Raw genomic sequence first — 18,231 nt, 5'->3', positions numbered from 1 at the left:
ACGGACTCGACAATCTAACCGAACCAGGACAGGCCCCGTCCAATTATCAGATCCGCTCCCGCCGTGATTCGAGGCTCCGGAAGGCGCGACCTGATCCATCCTCGCTCAGGGCACTCTTCGTTCGAGAACCCAGTGCTTGCCGCCGTCGGTCGAGCTATAGAAACGGCCGTCGTCGCTGACGAAGCCGATATGGTCCATTCCGCCGAGCTGCACCAGGCGCCGCGGGAACGCAGGCGCAGCGCCCATTTCGCGCCAGGTACGGCCGGCGTCGTCGGTGCGCCAGACGGACTCGCCGCCCTTGGCGCTTTCGGGGTATTCATACTGCGGCGGTCCGTTTGCGCGCGCGACATAACCGATGTCGTTCGAGACGAAGAGCAGCGATCCCCAGCTGAGGTGCAGCTCCGCGCGCCGTTCCCAATGCATGCCGCCGTCGCCGGACAGCTCGAAGAACCTGTCGCGCGACAGGTTCACCTGCTGAAAACGCGCGATCCTGCCGTCGGGCAGCATGGCCCAGCATTCCGGCAGACCGTCGGTCTCCAGCGTGGCCACCGCCCAGTTACGGGTCTGGCTGTCGTAACGGATTGTTTTCTGTTGCGCAATATTGCTGCCGCTAACAAGAACAAGATTGCCACCTGCGCGCAGCACGAAGCCGCGCGCGTCGCCGGCGGACGCGCGGAAGAGCTGGCGTGGTTGCGAGAACTGTTCGGTCCATTGTCCGGGCGCCGCCGGGTTTGTCGACAGGCCGATGAAACGGTCGCGCGTCTGCAGGATGACGAGCAATTGGTCTGAACCCGGCAGGGTGCCGATGTCGATCACGCTGGCGTCGTCCAGCGGCAGGGCGAGCGCTCGCCAGTCTGCCTGTCCGGCGGGCCTGGTGAACAGGATAGCGTCGTCCGAGCCGGCGAACAGCGTACCGTCGCTTAGCGCATGGACGGATCGGAGCGGCAAGGCGGTCGGCGTCGGGATGGCGCTCCAGTTGCCGTCAGGGCTGCGCACGGCGATGTGGCCGAAGGCCTCTCCAAACAGCAGCGTACCGTCATCGAGGCGCTTGGGCGAATGCACCAGCATGCTGACCGAGCGCAGGTCCTCGTAGCGCGCCTGCAGCGCCTCAAGACGCTCGCCCGGTTCCCAGCCGAGCGCCGGTTGCGCCTCGACGATAGCCGCCAGCGTGGTGCTGAGCTGGCGCAGTTCGGCCTGGCGGTCATGCGGCGCATACACCTGGCCCAAGTGATAGTAGAGGGACGTGGCGGGGTAGTGCGCCCGGATGTAGGCAATATTACCGAGATCGGTGAGGCGTCCTGCAGCCACAGTAAACTTAGGGAATTTCTCTTTGGCGTTAGTACGGAACCACGCTTCGATCATGGGATTGCTTACCTCGCTCCTGATCGCGCGCACAGTGTAGGAGCCTGGTGGAAGGCTGCCGACAAAGAAGGCGTGCATTGCGCCCGGGTCCGCAAAGTCCTTCAGTTCAAATTCCTTTTGCAGGCCTTCGTTCCAAACAGCCAGCGTCGTGAACTTGCGGAAGAGCGGACTGACTTGTGGGCGGTTGATGGCGATTTTGATCGCCAGCAGGCCCTCGCCGTTCGCCAACTGCAGGGTTTTCGGCGATGTCTCGGCGCGCGTCTCGGACGTCACCGGCGGCGACACGCAAGCGCTCAATGCACAAGCCAGGATGAGTACTGCCGCGCCGCTTAGCCGCCTGTAGTTGTTACGAATCAGTCTTGACATATCCATCCCAAGGAATCGTTTGTAAAAGAAACGCAACATCGATTCTATAGGGAAAGGAAAGAGGATGTCTCAATATAAACGCTTTAGCTGCACATCAGGAAGCAGGCGCCACGGTTCCCGTTGGTCGAGGGTGAACTGGTCTCAACAGTGGCACTCAGGCCTCCTGCTCCCCCTTCTGCTTGACGATCGGGTCGCGCGTCCCCGTCCACTCGCTCATCAGCGAGTAGCCGACGGCCAGCAGCACCGGCCCGATGAACATCCCGACGAAGCCGAAGGCGATCACCCCGCCCAGCACGCCCAATAAGGTCAACAGGAACGGCAAACTGGTCCCGCGGCTGATCAGCATCGGCCGCACCACGTTGTCGACGCCGCTGATCAGGACCGTGCCCCAGATCACCATGAAGATGCCCCAGCCCGTCAGGCCCTGGCCGAACAGCCAGATCGACGCGCCGCCCCAGATCAGCGGCGGGCCGAAGGGCACGAGCGAGGTGACGAACACCAGCACCGACAGCAGCGGCACGGCAGGTACGCCGGCAATCGAAAAGCCGATCGCGGCCAACAGGGCCTGCGCCAGCGCGGTGCCGAGCAGGCCGTACATGACGCCGCGCGTGGTCTGGCTGATGATATCGGACACCGATTGCGCGCCCTCCCCCATCACTTTCGCCATCATGCTCGCCGTCACCGCGATCAGCGCGTGGCCGTCGCGGTACAGGAAGAAGCTGACAAAGGCGGCCAGGCTCATCTGCAGAACGCCGGTGCCGAGCAGCAGGCCGCCCGCCATCAGGTAGTGACGGGCCGGCTCGACCATGCGCTGTGCCAGGGCCAGCATCTGGTCGCGGCTGGCCACCAGCTGGCGCAGGTAAATGTCGAGGGTATCGCCGATGAAGGGTAATTCGCGCACCCAGCCGGGCGGCACCAGGGCGCCGTGCTCGATGCTGTCGCGCAGCTGGCCGAAGGTGGTCGCGACGTCGTCGGCCAGGTTGTAGGCGACGATGGCGAGCGGGATGATGACCAGCAAGGTCAGCGAGAGCGTCATCGTCAGCGCCGCCAGCGTGCGCCGCCCGCGCATCGCGCGCAGCAGGCGCAGGTACAGGGGCCAGGAAGAGATGACGACGGCGGCCGCGAACAGGATCGCGGGCAGGAAGGGTTTGAGAACGAACAGGCAGCCCAGCGTCAGCAGGACAACGGTTGCGATACGGGTGTAGTTTCTGCCAATACGTTGTTCCATGAATCCTCGTTAAAGTATCGGGAGCCCGAGAAACCGTAGCGAGCGGAAGGAGGTTTGGCCGAGAAGCGCAGCTGTACGACTGTACAGCGAGCATCGCAGACCGAACCTACGACGCGCAGTAGGTTTATCGGGCTTCCCTCACGAGATCATAGCAGCTGTCGTAAGTCGTGGACGATTGGGGCGGGTCCCTGGCCATGGCGCAGGAACAAGCGCACGCGCCCTTCCTTGTCGAACACATAGCTGCCGGCCGTGTGGTCGACCGTATAGCTGCCCGGCTCCTTGCCCGGCACCTTCGACACGAAGACCTTGAATTCCTTGGCGGTGGCCGCCGTCTGCTCGGGCGTGCCGCGCAGGCCAATGAAACGCTTGTCGAAGGCGGGCACGTAGGAAGCGAGCAGCTCCTGGGTATCGCGTTCCGGGTCGAGGGTGACGAACAGCACCTGCACCTCGTCGGCGGCCGGACCCAGCTCCTTCATCACGGCGGCCATCTCGGCCATCGTGGTCGGGCAGACGTCCGGGCACTGGGTGTAGCCGAAGAACAGCACCACGAGCTTGCCCTTGAAGTCGGCCAGGGTGCGCGGCTTGCCGGTGTGGTCGGTCAGCGAAAAGCCTTTCGCGTAATCGAGGCCGGTGAGATCGGTGTTCTGGAAGGCCACCGGCTTGGATGTCAGCTTATCCAATGCGAGCCTGTCGCAACCGGCGGTGAGCAAGGCCAGTGCGATCATCCCGGCGGTGAGCAGTCGTTTCATGTCTGAACCTGCAAATCAAAAGCGAAAATAATGGTCGACCAGCAGCGCCGCGAACAGCAGCGACAGGTAGAGGATCGAGTATGCAAAAGCCTTGCGCGCGGTCTGGTCGCTGTAGTGCTTGTGCACGCGCCAGCTGTGGCGCAGGAACAGCGCATTCAGGACGATCGCCGCGACGAGGTAGATCAGGCCGCTCATGCGCACGGCAAAGGGCAGCAAGGTGGTCGCGCTGAGGGCCAGCGAATACAGCCAGACCTGCTGTCCGGTGTAGTCCATGCCGTGGGTGATCGGCAGCATCGGCAGGCCCGAGCGCGCGTAATCGTCGCGCCGGTACATGGCCAGCGCCCAGAAATGCGGCGGGGTCCAGACGAAAATGATCAACACCAGCAGCCAGGCCTGCATCGGCACCTCGTTGGCGACCGCCGCCCAGCCGAGGGCCGGCGGCATCGCGCCCGACAGGCCGCCGATGACGATGTTCTGCGGCGTCGCCGGTTTCAGGTAGATCGTGTAGACGACGGCATAGCCGACGAAAGTCACGAAGGTCAGCCACATCGTCAGCGGATTGACGAAGGCGTACAGCACCCACATGCCGAGGCCGCCGATGACGGCGGAGAAGACGAGCGTCTGGTTGCGCGTCAGTTCGCCGCGCGCGGTGGCGCGGCGGGCCGTTCTCGCCATGCGCGAATCGATCTCGGCTTCGATCAGGCAGTTGACGGCAAAGGCCGCACCGGCCAGCAGCCAGATGCCGATCGTACCGGCCACCAGCACGCGCCAGCCGGGAAAGCCGTCGGTGGCCAGGAACATGCCGATGATGGCGCAGAAGACGGCAAGCTGGGTTACCCGGGGCTTGGTCAGCTGCCAGTACTGGGAGATGCGGCTGGTCGATTGGAGGGCGGTCTGGGTGGTCATCGATACGAGTTCGCAGGAAGGTCTGCATTCGCGGGGGTGCGCTGCGACACGTCGAGCAGGTGCTTGACCTTGTAGTTTAACATGGTCACCAGCAGGACGAGGAGAGCAGCCCCGGCGTTATGCAACACGGCAATGGCCAGCGGGAAGTCGAAGAAGACCGTCGCGATGCCCGTGAACAGCTGCGCCAGCAGTACCGCTGCGATGAGTTTCGCCGTGTTGCGCAGCGCGGGCTGGCGCGCGGCGCGCCAGGCAGCCAGGCCCAGCACCAGCGCGACGATCATCGCGAAATTCCGGTGCACCCAGTGGATCGCCACCAGGGCCGAGAACTGCAGGTAGTGGCCGGCCGCCGTCTTGCCCAGTTCGCGCCACAGGGTAAAGCCGTGTTCGAAGTCCATCTCCGGTATGAATTTGCCATCGCAGAGCGGGAATTCGTCGCAGGCCAGGGTCGCATAGTTAGTGCTCACCCACCCGCCGAGCGCGATCTGCAGCACCACGACGACCGCGGCCAGCAGCGCGAGCGTGCGCAAGGCGCGCAGGCCGGCCAGGTCCCGGCTCGGGGCCGGCGGATGCAGCAGGTAGTCTTCGCGCCCGCCCAGCCAGACCAGCATCGCCAATAAGCCCATGCCCAGCAGCAGGTGGATGGTGACGATCACCGGCTGCAGTTTCAGGGTCACGGTCCAGGCCCCGAAGGCGCCCTGCACGCAGACGAACAGGAACAGCGCCACCGGCAGCGCCGGGGCAAAGGCCTGTTGATGGGTCTTGCGCCACTGGCGGACCGACTGGAACATCAGGGCCATGATCAATACGCCGATGCCCATCGCCAGGTAGCGGTGGATCATTTCGATCCAGGCTTTTACTTTGGTCACCGGCCCGGTCGGCATCAGCGCCTCGGCCGCGGCGATCTGCTCATGCGCGATGAAGGGATTCGCGGCGCCGTAGCAGCCAGGCCAGTCAGGGCAGCCGAGGCCCGAGTCGGTCAGCCGCGTAAAACCGCCGAACACGATCAGGTCGAAGGTCAAAAACGCCATCACCCAGACCAGCTTGCGGTATTTGTTGGCGTCGGCGGAGAGCCAGACCATGGTCAGGGGAATGCTGGCCACGAACAGGCCCATCAGGGCTAGTTGCAGGAGGGTGGACGGATGCATGCCTGCTTATCCGATCGCCGAGGCTTTGAGCAGTTTGGCCAGATCCTTGTTCACCTTGCGCGGGTCCGGGTCTTTCGGGAAGCGCATCATGAGGTTGCTGCGCGGGTCGATCAGGAAGATGTGGTCTTCCAACTTCGTACCCGCTTCCACCGGCAGCCATTTCGCCAGCTGTTCGGGCGATACGCGCAGCATGTGCATGTCGTCGTACATGCGGATCAGCATGGTGTCGACCGGTTCTTTATCGGTAATCAGCCAGACCCGTTCCACGCGGTCCATGTTCTTGCCCTGCATGGTGCGCAGCTGGCGCATGGCGAACAGCTGCTTGCTGCAGGCTTCGTCGCAGGCGCCGCCGCCGACTTTCACCATGATCCACTTGCCGGCGTAGTTCTCGAGCGACTCCGGGCGGCCGTCGAGCGTCGTGCTGGCGAGCTTCGGCATCGGATGCGAACGCTGGTCGATGAAGGCGCCGTAATTCGTGCGCCCGCTCGGCTTGATGATGTAATACGTCACATACGAGGCGATGATCGGCGCCGCGCAGACGAACAGGAGGACGAACAATTTCAGGCGCCCATCGCGACGGGCCTTTTTTAACGCTTGTTCAGACAACGTGTTTTCTTCCACTTCGAAACCCTGTAATCACGAAAAATAAGGCAGCCATGGCCGCCAATGCATACCACTGGAAGGCGTAGCCGCGGTGTTTGTCGACGCCCGTGTCCGGGGCCGGCCACGCGCGCACCAGGCCTTCGCCCTGCCCTGTCTGCTGGACGAAGAAGGGCATCAGCGCCAGGCCGCTGGCCTTCGCCACGGTGTCGACGTCGACGTTCTGCACCCGCACGCCCGGCTTGATGTCAGCTGCGCCGCCGAGCTGCATGACGTGCCCCGCGCTCAGCGTGGCGATGCCCTCGATGGTCACGGTGCCGGCCGGCGTTTGAAAGCCCGGCAGCCTCGCATAGTCGCCCGCATCACGCGGCAACCACCCGCGCAGCACCAGTACATGTTTGTTCGAGCCCGCTATTTTAAACGGCATCGCCAGAACGAATCCGGCCCGCCCATTCAGCGGCCGGTTATCCAGGAACAGCGGCCAGCCCGGCACCCACTCGCCGGTAACCCGCACCCGCCGATACTCGATATCCGGGGACACATGCGTGCCGACTGCGCTCCCCGACATCGCCGCCTCCTTGCGTACCGTAGGGTGGGCACCGCCCACGCGTTCGTGCCCATCCACACCACCACCGCTACCGTAGACCACCGGCGCCTGCGCACCACGCTCGGCAAGCCGCGCCGCAATCCCCAGCTTCTCCTCCGCCCGCCTCGTCTGCCAGTTCCCCAACACAATTCCCAGCACCACCAGCACCACCGTGGCAAGGAACGGAATGACCCTAAAACGAAATGCCAAACGCATTACAATTGACCTTTACTCCACACAGCGGCCCGACCATGAAAACCTTCATCGCCATCGCCTTCATCCTGATCATCGCCAGCCTCGGCTCGGCGCTGTTCTTCCTGATGAAGGACAAGGGCCGCAGCAACCGCACGGTGCAGGCGCTGGCGATGCGGGTCGGCCTGTCGATCACGCTGTTCCTGATCGTGCTCGCATCCTACAAGATGGGCTGGATCCACCCGACCGGCATCCGCTGAACCCTCAGATGCGACAAAGGACAGCCAGCTGGCTGTCCCTTGCTATTCCAACCTGAGTACTGATTACAACCAGTAGACCACGACGTACAGGCCCAGCCATACGACGTCGACGAAGTGCCAGTACCAGGCCGCGCCTTCGAAACCGAAGTGGTGATCCGCCGTGAAATGCCCCTTCAGCACACGGTAGAGCACCACCGACAGCATGATCGCGCCCATGGTCACGTGGAAGCCGTGGAAGCCGGTCAGCATGAAGAAGGTGGAGCCATAGATGCCCGAGGTCAGCTTCAGGTTCAGCTCATGGTAGGCGTGGATGTATTCGTAGGCCTGGAAGCCCATGAAGATCGCGCCCAGCAGGATCGTGAAGAACAGGAACACGGCCGTATTGCGGCGATGCCCCTCGCGCAGCGCGTGGTGGGCGATGGTCAGCGTCACGCCCGAGGTCAGCAGCAGAGCGGTGTTGATGGTCGGGATCGGGAACGGGCCCATCGTATTGAAGGCTTCGACCGTACCGGCCGGGCCGGTATTGCCCCACTGGGCAGCGAAGTCGGGCCACAGCACCTTGTGGTCGAGATCGGCCAGCCAGGGCATCGAGATCGCGCGGGCGTAGAACAGCGCGCCGAAGAAGGCGGCGAAGAACATGACCTCGGAGAAGATGAACCAGCTCATCGACCAGCGGAAGGAAGAATCGATGCGCTGGCTGTACTGGCCGGTTTCCGACTCCTGGATGGCGTCGCCGAACCAGAAATACAGCACCACCAGCATCGATACGATGCCGGCCAGGCAGACGCCAGGTCCCCAGGAGGCGCCGTTGACCCAGCCGGACGCGCCGAGCATGGTCACCAGCATCGAGAAGCCGCCGGCCATCGGCCACATGGAGGGGCCCGGCACGAAATAATGCGGCGCGGTCTTTGACACACTCATCTTCATCTCCTGGAACGTTGTTCTAATGCGTTGAATTGAAATGCTTAAAACTATTATTGTGCAACCGCTAGCTTCACCAACAACAACAGCACGCCGATAAATATCGCGACACCCAGCAACGCCGCCACGATCACGTGAACCGGATTCAGGTTCACCGCGTCATCCTCGTAATCGCGCCGCTTGCGCACTCCGAAGAAGGACCAGAACACGGCCTTCATCGAGGCCGCGAACGAAGCCTTGCGGCGCGGCTGTTCGTTCTGTTCCATCTATTTCGCCGCCACCGCGCCGGACACCTCGAAGAAGGTGTACGACAGCGTGATCGTTTTGACTTCCTTCGGCAGCTTCGGGTCGATGAAGAATACCACCGGCATCTGGCGCGCTTCGTTCGGCTGCATGAGCTGCTCGCGGAAGCAGAAGCACTCGACCTTCTTGAAATGCGGCGTCGCCGACTGTGGCGCGTAACTCGGGATCGCCTGCGCTTTCACGGCGCGCGCCTGGGTATTCACCACTTCGTAGACCACGGTCGCCAATTCGCCCGGATGCACCTCGATGCTGCGCGTGGTCGGACGGAAGCGCCACGGCCCCTGCGAGTTGCCATCGAGTTCCACCGTGATCGTGCGCGTGGTGTCGACCTGGGTGTTCGCCGGGCGCTCGACCGTACCGTCCTTCTGGGTCAGCACATTGATGCCGAGTACCTCGCAGACCTGGCGGTAGACCGGCACCAGCGCATAGCCGAAGCCGAACATCGCCACCGCCACCACCACCAGCTTGCCGAAGGTGGAGCGGTTCAGGCGCAGGCGTTCGATAGGCGTGTAGCTCACGTCACATCCACAGGCGCTTGAGGATGACGGCCGCGAAGAAGAACGCGGCAACCAGGGCCAGCACCAAAGCGGTTCGAACGTTCCTCGCCTTGGCGTTCGGCTTCGTCGGCTGATTCATCACTTCACCAGCGGCGGGTTCTCGAAGGTGTGGAACGGCGCCGGGCTCGGCACGGTCCACTCCAGGCCTTCCGCGCCTTCCCATGGTTTGGCTTCCGCTTTCGGACCGCCCTTGATCGTCGGCAGCACCACGAACAGCAGGAAGTAGACCTGCGACAGGCCGAAGCCGAAGGCGCCGACCGAGACGATCATGTTGAAGTCGGTGAACTGCACCGCGTAGTCGGCATAGCGGCGCGGCATGCCGGCCAGGCCCAGGAAGTGCATCGGGAAGAAGGTGATGTTAAACGTGATCAGCGACAGCCAGAAGTGCGCCTTGCCGCGGCCTTCCGGATACATGTGGCCGGTCCACTTCGGCGCCCAGTAGTAGAAACCGGCGAACAGCGCGAACAGCGAGCCGGCCACCAGCACGTAGTGGAAGTGGGCCACCACATAATAAGTGTCCTGCACCTGGATGTCGATCGGCGTCACGGCCAGGATCAGGCCGGTGAAGCCGCCCATCGTGAACACGAACAGGAAGCCGACCGCGAACAGCATCGGCGTCTCGAAGGTCATCGAGCCCTTCCACATGGTGGCGACCCAGTTGAACACCTTCACGCCGGTCGGCACCGCGATCAGCATGGTGGCGTACATGAAGAACAGCTGCGAGGTCACCGGCATGCCGGTGGTGAACATGTGGTGGGCCCAGACGATGAAGGACAGCACGGCGATCGAGGCGGTCGCGTAGACCATCGAGGCGTAGCCGAACAGCGGCTTGCGGGCAAAGGCCGGGATGATCTGCGAGACGATGCCGAAGGCCGGCAGGATCATGATGTAGACCTCGGGGTGGCCGAAGAACCAGAAGATGTGCTGGTACATGACCGGATCGCCGCCGCCGGCGGCATTGAAGAACGACGTGCCGAAGTGGCGGTCGGTCAGGGTCATGGTGATGGCGCCTGCCAGCACCGGCATCACGGCGATCAGCAGGAAGGCGGTGATCAGCCAGGTCCAGCAGAACATCGGCATCTTCATCAGGGTCATGCCGGGCGCGCGCATGTTCAGGATGGTGACGATGATGTTAATCGAACCCATGATCGACGAAGCACCCATGATGTGCAGGGCGAAGATCGCCATGTCCATGCCCGGGCCCATCTGGGTCGACAGCGGCGCATACAGGGTCCAGCCGGCGGCGGTGGCGCCGCCCGGCACGAAGAAGGACGCGGCCAGCAGGAACGCGGCCGGCGGCAGCAGCCAGAACGAGAAGTTGTTCATGCGCGCGAAGGCCATGTCGGACGCTCCCACCTGCAGCGGGATCATCCAGTTGGCGAAGCCGACGAAGGCCGGCATGATCGCGCCGAACACCATCACGATGCCGTGCATGGTGGTCAGCTGGTTGAAGAACTCGGGACGGAAGAACTGCAGGCCGGGCTGGAACAGCTCGGTGCGGATCATCAGCGCCAGCACGCCGCCCGAGAGCAGCATGGTGAAGGCGAACCACAGGTACAGGGTGCCGATGTCCTTGTGGTTGGTGGCGAACAGCCAGCGGCGGGCGCCGGTCGGCATGTCGTGATGCGCGTGGTCGTGGCCGTGATGGTCGTCGTGCGCGTGATCGAGAGTGCTGGTAGTCATGTCAGTATCCTGGAAACGATCTTGCTTGCTACGTTACTTGCTGCGTGCAGCCAGCACTTCGGCCGGTTGGACGATGTTTTCGGCGGCCTTGTTCGACCAGGAATTGCGGGTATAGGTAATCACCGCCGCAATGTCCGAATCCGACAGCTGCTTCCAGGCCGGCATGGCCGCCGCATAGGCCGGCGTATCCTGGCCATGCAGCAGCACGTCGACCTGGTGCGCCCTGGGGCCGTTCACGACCGGCGAACCGTCGAGCGGGGCGAAGGTGTTCGGGATGCCCTTGCCGTTGGCCTGGTGGCAAGCCACGCAGTTGGCGGCGTAGACGGCTTCACCCTTGGTTTTGAGTTCGTCGATGGTCCAGACCTTGGTCGGATCGTCGGCCAGCGCGGCCATTTTCTTTTTCTCGCCCGCGACCCAGGCAGTGTAATCCTCGGCGGAGACGACGCGCACCACGATCGGCATGAAGGCGTGGTCCTTGCCGCACAGCTCGACGCAGTTGCCGCGGTAGACGCCGACCTTGTCGGCCTTGAACCAGGCGTCGCGCACGAAACCGGGGATCGCATCCTGCTTGATGGCAAACGCCGGAATCGTCCAGGCGTGGATCACGTCGTTGGCGGTCAGGACCATGCGGACCTTCTTGCCGACCGGGACCACCACTTCCCTGTCGACTTCGAGCAAGTAGTTTTCGCCGCGTGCTTCGGTCGGCGCCACGCCCGGCTCGCCGATCTGGCTGCGCGGGGTCGACAGGTTCGACAGGAAGCTGATGCCCTCGCCTTCGCCCTTCAGGTAGTCGTAGCCCCATTTCCACTGCATGCCGGTGGCCTTGATGGTCAAATCGGCATTCGAGGTGTCCTTCAGGGCGACGACCGTCTTGGTGGCAGGCAGGGCCATGCCGATGACGATCAGGAAGGGAACGATGGTCCAGGCGATTTCGACGGCGGTCGATTCGTGGAAGGTGGCCGGTTTGTGGCCGAGGGATTTGCGGTGCTTGAACACCGAGTAGAACATGACGCCGAAGACGCCGAGGAAGATGATGAGGCAGACCAGCATCATCCAGTTGTGCAAGCTGTAGATGTCAGCGCCGATCCCAGTCACCGGAGTTTGCATGTTCAACTGGTGTTCCACCGGCCGCCCCGTGATTTCCGGGGCCGCCAGTGCCGGGATACTGGTCCATACTGCGAGACCGAGCACCAAGGCGTGAAGTCGCTTTGCATATGTCATGAATTGTCCCCAACCACCCAAAATAAGAATATTTTTAAACGGTCAGCAATTCCATGAACGAACCGCCGCCGCTCCGAAACCAAGTGCAAGCTGGTTCCCGGCGGCACGGCTTGTGGACGCGCAACTGGTTGAAACCATGCTCGTCCATCAGCAACTGCAACAACACTGACGGGCGCCAAACTTGCTGATGCTGCTTTTCAATTTTCTAATTCTTCCACCATTTCACCCTGTTTTTCAATGTTTACAGGGCAGAGGACGAAAAAATAGTCATTGATTATACTCAAATCGCTAATTTTTATTCAAGGAAAATCCTTGCCATCGCTGTGATATTTCGTGCATTAGAGCATCGAGCGTTGCCGTATGGGCCTTGCCGCTGCGAGTTAGCCGTGTTAGCGATTTATACCAGTACCCGGGTTTCTCCGGCACGAACGCGTGGGCTCGAGAGCCCACCCTACGTTACGCCGCTGCCACTGGCCGTCGCATGACGTACGGGTCATCGAGGCCAATGGCCTTGATGACGGGTTTACCGGGCACCTTTGCCCACGCGTGCATCGCCACCGTAGCCCGGATCTTTCAACCGGGCCGCGACAGGATATCCACGGCCGACATCACGGTTTGCGCGGCCGGAATTGCACGATCGCCTCCCCCGCCGCAGTCGTCTTCGGCACGGGCCGGAACGCGTGGCCATAAATCACCTCGAAACTCAAGCCAATCTTGCCGTCCGCCCCACGCTGCGCTTCCAGTGCATCCACCATGCGCTGCCAGGCCGCGCGCCCGATCAGGCCGCGCCGGCGCGTCGCCAGCGGGTTGCCGCCGATCGCCCGCACATCCGCCAGCAGCGCCTCGACCGTGCCATAGGTGACGGTGATGCGCTCGGCATCCATCACCGGCGTCGAGAAGCCAGCTTCCACCAGTTGATCGCCGAAATCGTGCATGTCGACGAAGGGCAAGGTATGCGGCGATTCGTCGAGCTCGGCAAACGCCGCGCGCAATTCCTTGAAGGTGTCGGGACCGAAATTCGAGAACATCAATAAACCATCGACGCGCAGCACGCGGCGCCACTCGGCGAACACGCGGTCGGGCTGCGGATGCCAGTGCAGCGCCAGGTTCGACCACACCAGGTCGAGCGAGTTCGGACCGAATGGCAGGATTCCAAAGTCGCCGCAAAGAAGATCGACGCCGGCCTTGGCCGGCATCAGGCGGCTGAGCATCTGGTTCAGCGAGCGCAGCGCCGGCGCCGGCGCTTTGGCCTCGGCCAGCATGGCGCTCGAGGCATCCATGCCGATGATCTGGGCCGCCGGATAGGTTTTTTGCAGGGTGCCGAGATCGGGCCCGGTGCCGCAGCCGGCGTCGAGCACGCGCTGCGGCACGATCTTTACCAGGCTCAGCCGCTCGTGCATGCGCGCGGCGATCTCGCGGCGCAGGAAGTCGGCAGCGGCCACGCGCTGCGGTTCCGCGAACAGTGCACGCACACGCGACTGGTCAATCGGTGCGCTCATTTTCGATGGGGACGAGGGAGAAGCCATGGTTCTGTTGCGTTCAAATGAGATAATGGCGGAAGTGTACAGGTTTGCGGAGAGCCGAGCCGATGGGTGAGCGCATCGAACCGTTGTTGCTGCGCTGGCCGCGCGCCCTGGCCGGCCGGCTGCTGCCCATGCTGTTGCCAAGTTCGTGCGCCCTGTGCGGCGAGCAGGCGCCGGGTGCCGTCTGCGCGTCCTGCACGCTGAGTTACGCGGCGCCCGGCGGACCGCGCTGTCCCTGCTGCGCCAACCCGCTTGGCCCAACAGAACTGCCCGGGCAAGCCTGCGGCGCCTGCCTTGCCGACGAACCGGCTCATGATGCCACGGTCGTCGCCGTCGATTACGCGGCGCCGCTCGACGGCCTGGTGCTCGGCCTGAAATTCGGCGCCCGGCTGCCGCTGGCGCCCTGGTGCGCGGGCCTGCTGCGGGACGCGGTGCTGGCGCGGCCCGGCTTGCCCCTGCCCGATCTGCTGTGCCCGGTCCCGCTGGGGCCGCGCCGCTTGCGGGAGCGCGGCTTCAACCAGGCGCTCGAGATCGCCCGGCCGCTGGCGAGTGCGCTCGGTGTCGGGCTGCAGCCGCGCCTGGCAACGCGTGCCGTCGAGACGGCCGCGCAGTCGGGCGTGAGGCCGCGCGAACGGGCGGCCAACATCCGCGGCGCCTTCGAGATCGCGCCGGACATGGCAGAGAGAATACAGGGCCGCCACGTCGGCGTCGTCGACGACGTCATGACGAGCGGCCACACATTGAACGAACTGGCCGCCACCCTGAAGGCGGCCGGCGCGCTGCGGGTGACGAACCTGGTGTTCGCCCGCACGCCACCCCATTGATCGAGGAGAAGCGCTTGTTTCACGTAGTCCTGTTTGAACCGGAAATCCCGCCCAACACGGGCAACGTCATCCGCCTGTGCGCCAACACCGGCGTCCAGTTGCACCTGATCGAACCGCTCGGTTTCCCCCTCGACGACGCCAAGATGCGCCGCGCCGGGCTCGATTACCACGACTACGCGACGATGAAGGTGCACAAGAACTGGGAAGCCTTCCTGGCGGACACCCAGCCCGACCCGAGCCGCATGTTCGCGCTGACGACCCACGGTTCCTCCCCCTTCGCCGACGCCGCATTCAAACCGGGCGACGTGTTCGTCTTCGGACCCGAATCGCGCGGCCTCGCACCTGCCTTCCGCGAAAGCTTTCCGGCATCCCAACGCATCCGCCTGCCGATGATGCCGGACAACCGCAGCCTGAACCTGTCGAACACGGTGGCGGTCGTGGTCTACGAGGCCTGGCGCCAGAACGGTTACGCCGGCGGCGTCTGAACGCAGTACTTGACCCTGCGCGCGGCGGACAGGCACACTGCTCGGCACGCACACTGCCGAGGAGCCGCATTGACCAACCGCCGAACCGTGTTACAGGCCGCCGCCGCGCTGGCCGCCCTCGCCGCCTGCGCACGCGCCGGTGCCCAGTCGGCGCTTGCCGCGGCGCCGCTGGCGATCGGCGACACCTTCATGCTGCCCTCCAGCGTGCTCGGTGAGAACCGCCGCATCAATGTCTATAACGCGCCGGCCGCAAACGGCGCGCCCCTGCCCGTCCTGTACATGCCTGACGGCGGCCTGGAAGAGGATTTCCTGCATATCGCGGGATTGCTGCAGATCTCGGTCGCGAGCGGCACCATGCGCCCGTTCATGCTCGTCGGTATCGAAAACACGCAGCGCCGCCGCGACCTGACGGGCCCCAGCGACGATCCGGAAGACCGCAAGATCGCGCCCGTGATCGGGCGCTCGGAAGCGTTTCGCGCTTTCATCCGCACCGAGCTGATGCCGGCGATTAGCGGGCGTTACCGGACCACGGGCGAAACGGCCATCGTCGGCGAATCGCTGGCCGGCCTGTTCGTGATGGAAACGTATTTTGTCGCCCCGGAGATGTTCGACACCTATATCGCCGTCGATCCGAGCCTGTGGTGGAATCGCGAAGGCTTGCTGGCGAAGGGGGCGGCGCAGCTGCGCACGCGGCGTCATGGGAATAAAACGCTGTTCGTCGCCGCCAGCGGCGAACCGGGTATGCCGGCGCTCGCTGGCCGGCTCAAGCAAGTGTTCGACACGGCCGCAGCACCCGGTCTGCGCTTCGAACTGGCGGCCTTCCCCGAAGAAAACCACCGTACGGTCTACCATCCGGCTGCGCTGCGCGCATTCCGGACGGCTTTCCGCAAGCCCGCCGAACAGCGCGGGCCAGGATAGATCAGACCATCGGCGGATCGGTCTCGCGCGCGAAGGAGCGGTGGCTGGCCAGCGCCTGCTTGAAGGCATCCAGGCCGGCATCGACCAGCAGCGCCGGATCGTCCGAACCATCCGGCAGCGTCGCCGGAATCATGGCCTTGGCCAGCAAAGCGGCGCCGCTGCCCAGCACCATGATCGGCTTGCAATGGCGGTACTGCTCGCGCAGGAAGTCGATCGCGTGGGCGTTGCGCGCCAGCAGCTCGGCCGATTTGTCGCCATCGGGCACGATCACGGCGTCGTACATCACCGACGGGCCGGCTTCGAGCGAGATCTCGACATCCAGCGGGTCGCCGGCGCTGGCCTTGACCTTGCCCAGCATGTTGCCCACCAGGCGAGGCACGGCGCCATCCTTCAGCAAGTCCGCATACAGCTTGCGCACCTGTTTGCCGTCCACGCCATTGGCCACCAGGATCGCCACGCGGCGGGTGCGGATGCCGGTTTCGCCCGGACGGCTCAGCAGCGACAGCGCCGGCGATGGATCGTAGACCGGGACCGGATCCGGGCTGGCCATCGGCAGCGGCGCCGGCACGTCCATCCCCAGGCCTTCGGCCACCTTGGCCACCAGGCCGTCGTCGACATTCGCCAGCAAAGCCAGCATGCGCTCGCGCACGGCCGGGGTTTGCACCCGGGTCAGCTCGAAGCGGAAGGCGTTGGCGATGTGGGTCTGCTCGGCCGCGCTCTGGCTCTGGTAGAACAGGCGCGCCTGGCCGTAGTGCTCGGCGAACAGGGCGGGATTGCCGCGCACCTTGTCTTCGGTCGTGAAGCGTTCCGGGAAGCTGGTGAAGCCGGCCTTGCCGGCCTGGAATGGACAGCCACCGCCCAGCGAGTTCGGCTCGTAGTTCACACGGCCGCGGTTGATGGCCTGGCGGTGCATGCCGTCGCGCTGGTTGTTCTGGATCTGGACGATCGGCGAATTGATCGGAATTTCATGGAAATTCGCGCCGCCCAGGCGGCTGATCTGGGTGTCCAGGTAGGAGTGGTTGCGGCCTTGCAGCAGCGGGTCATTGGAAAAATCGATGCCCGGCACGATGTGCGCGGTGCAGAAGGCCACCTGCTCGGTCTCGGCAAAGAAGTTGTCCGGGTTACGGTCGAGCACCATGCGGCCGACCGGCGTGATCGGAACGAGCTCTTCCGGCACCAGCTTGGTGGCATCGAGGATGTCGAAGGGGAAGGATGCGGCCTGCTCTTCGGTGAAGATTTGCAGGCCCAGTTCCCATTCCGGGAAATTGCCGCCCTCGATCGCTTCCCACAGGTCGCGCCGGTGGAAGTCGGAATCGGCGCCGGAAATACGCACCGCCTCGTCCCAGACCAGCGAGTGCGTGCCCTGTAACGGGGTCCAGTGGAATTTCACGAAGCGCGACTCGCCCTGCGCGTTGATCAGGCGGAAGGTGTGCACACCGAAGCCCTGCATCGTGCGGTAGCTGCGCGGGATGGCGCGGTCGGACATCACCCACATCAGCATGTGCGCGATTTCCGGAGACAGCGAGGCGAAGTCCCAGAAGGTGTCGTGGGCCGTGGCGGCCTGCGGCATCGCATGGTGCGGTTCCGGCTTGGCGGCGTGCACCAGGTCGGGGAATTTCATCGCATCCTGGATGAAGAAGACCGGGATGTTGTTGCCCACCAGGTCCCAGTTGCCCTGCTCCGTATAAAACTTGACCGCGAAGCCGCGCACGTCGCGCGCCGTGTCGGTCGAGCCGCGTTCGCCGGCGACGGTCGAGAAGCGCACGAAGACCGGGGTGCGCTTGCCCTTGGCGGCGAACGGGACCGCGCGGGTCAGTTCGCTGAAGTCGCCGTAGGACTCGAAATAGCCGTGCGCGGCCGAGCCGCGCGCATGCACCACGCGCTCGGGAATGCGTTCATGGTCGAAATGGGTGATCTTTTCGCGCAGAATAAAATCTTCCATCGCGGTCGGTCCGCGCAGGCCGATCTTGAGCGAATGCTGGTTGTCCGCCACCGGCACGCCCTGGTTGGTGGTCAGGTGGCGGTCGCTCGGATCCACACGCACGCGGTCAAGCGGCGCCACGGTCGGATTCTGGCCGACCGGCGGCTGGCCGTTGCCGACCTTCTCCGACATCATGATTTCGCTGCTCGTGCTGCCGGTCGCGGCCGGCGTCGACGGCTGGTGATGGTCGCCCTCGGGTGGGGTGCCCGACGCATCGCCGTACTCGGCCGGCTTGTTCGGATTGAAGGGCATGGCGGCGGCCAGGTCCTTTTCGGCGCTGGTTTTCTCGAGCAGGCGCTCGGGAACCGGATCGCTGCTGCCCAGGCTCGATGGCGGCGTGCTGGTCGATGGCCCGGCGACGGTGCTCAGTACGGAACCGGCGCCATCGGTGGCGCCGGATTTGTTATTGCGTGTGGTCATG

General features: G+C 64.1%; 19 protein-coding genes. 4 read left to right on the top strand and 15 right to left on the bottom strand.

Translation table 11 applies throughout. The features are described from left to right. Positions 1–105: 105 nt before the first annotated feature. The 7 genes from ACI48I_RS10140 to ACI48I_RS10110 form a co-directional block, all read right to left on the bottom strand. On the bottom strand, positions 106–1,767 hold the full coding sequence (locus ACI48I_RS10140; protein ID WP_498574096.1) for a sialidase family protein: 1,662 nt from the start codon (positions 1,765–1,767) through the stop codon (positions 106–108). A 115-nt stretch (positions 1,768–1,882) separates the two neighbouring features. Then, positions 1,883–2,956, bottom strand: a complete 1,074-nt coding sequence (locus ACI48I_RS10135) for an AI-2E family transporter (protein ID WP_498574095.1) — start codon at positions 2,954–2,956, stop codon at positions 1,883–1,885. A gap of 146 nt (positions 2,957–3,102) precedes the next feature. Continuing rightward, a complete protein-coding gene (locus ACI48I_RS10130) occupies positions 3,103–3,705 on the bottom strand; it encodes an SCO family protein (RefSeq protein ID WP_498574094.1) in 603 nt (200 codons plus the stop codon). 15 nt (positions 3,706–3,720) lie between these two features. After that, positions 3,721–4,611 (bottom strand): heme o synthase, encoded by an 891-nt coding sequence (cyoE, locus tag ACI48I_RS10125; protein ID WP_193687029.1) that lies wholly within the window; start codon positions 4,609–4,611, stop codon positions 3,721–3,723. Beyond that, a complete protein-coding gene (locus ACI48I_RS10120; protein ID WP_498574093.1) occupies positions 4,608–5,756 on the bottom strand; it encodes a COX15/CtaA family protein in 1,149 nt (382 codons plus the stop codon). The genes cyoE and ACI48I_RS10120 overlap by 4 nt, the downstream gene beginning before the upstream one ends. 6 nt (positions 5,757–5,762) lie before the next feature. Next, positions 5,763–6,362 carry an SCO family protein gene (locus ACI48I_RS10115; protein ID WP_498574092.1) on the bottom strand — a complete coding sequence of 200 codons (600 nt, stop codon included), beginning with the start codon at positions 6,360–6,362 and terminating at the stop codon, positions 5,763–5,765. Further along, positions 6,355–7,158 (bottom strand): SURF1 family protein, encoded by an 804-nt coding sequence (locus ACI48I_RS10110; RefSeq protein WP_193687032.1) that lies wholly within the window; start codon positions 7,156–7,158, stop codon positions 6,355–6,357. Before ACI48I_RS10110 ends, ACI48I_RS10115 begins: the two co-directional genes overlap by 8 nt. Before the next feature lie 35 nt (positions 7,159–7,193). On the opposite strand from ACI48I_RS10110, the gene ACI48I_RS10105 reads away from it, so the two are divergent. Beyond that, positions 7,194–7,394: a twin transmembrane helix small protein gene (locus tag ACI48I_RS10105; protein ID WP_193687033.1), complete on the top strand. Its 201-nt coding sequence runs from the start codon at positions 7,194–7,196 to the stop codon at positions 7,392–7,394. Between the two features lie 63 nt (positions 7,395–7,457). Here ACI48I_RS10105 and ACI48I_RS10100 read toward each other — a convergent pair whose 3' ends face one another. The 7 genes from ACI48I_RS10100 to ACI48I_RS10070 all read right to left on the bottom strand — a co-directional run bounded on the left by ACI48I_RS10100 (position 7,458) and on the right by ACI48I_RS10070 (position 13,578). Next, entirely contained in the window at positions 7,458–8,315 is an 858-nt protein-coding gene (locus tag ACI48I_RS10100; RefSeq protein ID WP_498574091.1) for a cytochrome c oxidase subunit 3, read from the bottom strand. 53 nt (positions 8,316–8,368) lie between these two features. Then, positions 8,369–8,581, bottom strand: coding sequence for a DUF2970 domain-containing protein (locus ACI48I_RS10095; protein WP_193687035.1), 213 nt, complete (start codon positions 8,579–8,581; stop codon positions 8,369–8,371). Continuing rightward, entirely contained in the window at positions 8,582–9,136 is a 555-nt protein-coding gene (locus tag ACI48I_RS10090) for a cytochrome c oxidase assembly protein (protein ID WP_227496578.1), read from the bottom strand. It abuts the gene before it with no gap. A 1-nt stretch (position 9,137) separates the two neighbouring features. Further along, on the bottom strand, positions 9,138–9,254 hold the full coding sequence (locus ACI48I_RS10085; protein WP_227496579.1) for a cytochrome oxidase small assembly protein: 117 nt from the start codon (positions 9,252–9,254) through the stop codon (positions 9,138–9,140). Further along, a complete protein-coding gene (gene ctaD, locus ACI48I_RS10080) occupies positions 9,254–10,858 on the bottom strand; it encodes a cytochrome c oxidase subunit I (protein WP_193687036.1) in 1,605 nt (534 codons plus the stop codon). The genes ACI48I_RS10085 and ctaD overlap by 1 nt, the downstream gene beginning before the upstream one ends. Before the next feature lie 33 nt (positions 10,859–10,891). Then, complete coding sequence (coxB, locus tag ACI48I_RS10075) at positions 10,892–12,079, bottom strand: cytochrome c oxidase subunit II (protein WP_193687037.1); 1,188 nt, start codon at positions 12,077–12,079, stop codon at positions 10,892–10,894. Between the two features lie 608 nt (positions 12,080–12,687). Further along, positions 12,688–13,578 (bottom strand): methyltransferase domain-containing protein, encoded by an 891-nt coding sequence (locus ACI48I_RS10070; protein WP_498574090.1) that lies wholly within the window; start codon positions 13,576–13,578, stop codon positions 12,688–12,690. Between the two features lie 89 nt (positions 13,579–13,667). Here ACI48I_RS10070 and ACI48I_RS10065 point away from each other — a divergent pair, with 89 nt between their 5' ends. The 3 genes from ACI48I_RS10065 (at position 13,668) to ACI48I_RS10055 (ending at position 15,829) form a co-directional block, all read left to right on the top strand. Further along, entirely contained in the window at positions 13,668–14,426 is a 759-nt protein-coding gene (locus ACI48I_RS10065) for a ComF family protein (protein ID WP_193687039.1), read from the top strand. Positions 14,427–14,440: 14 nt separating this feature from the next. Beyond that, positions 14,441–14,911 carry a tRNA (uridine(34)/cytosine(34)/5-carboxymethylaminomethyluridine(34)-2'-O)-methyltransferase TrmL gene (gene trmL, locus ACI48I_RS10060; RefSeq protein ID WP_193687040.1) on the top strand — a complete coding sequence of 157 codons (471 nt, stop codon included), beginning with the start codon at positions 14,441–14,443 and terminating at the stop codon, positions 14,909–14,911. Between the two features lie 69 nt (positions 14,912–14,980). After that, positions 14,981–15,829 (top strand): alpha/beta hydrolase, encoded by an 849-nt coding sequence (locus ACI48I_RS10055; RefSeq protein WP_227496580.1) that lies wholly within the window; start codon positions 14,981–14,983, stop codon positions 15,827–15,829. Between the two features lies 1 nt (position 15,830). On the opposite strand, the gene ACI48I_RS10050 is transcribed toward ACI48I_RS10055, so the two are convergent. Next, positions 15,831–18,230 carry a catalase gene (locus tag ACI48I_RS10050; RefSeq protein ID WP_193687041.1) on the bottom strand — a complete coding sequence of 800 codons (2,400 nt, stop codon included), beginning with the start codon at positions 18,228–18,230 and terminating at the stop codon, positions 15,831–15,833. Between the last annotated feature and the right edge of the window lies 1 nt (position 18,231).

This window comes from Massilia sp. LXY-5 (assembly GCF_059801075.1).
This window is presented reverse-complemented; position numbering and strand designations above follow the sequence as displayed.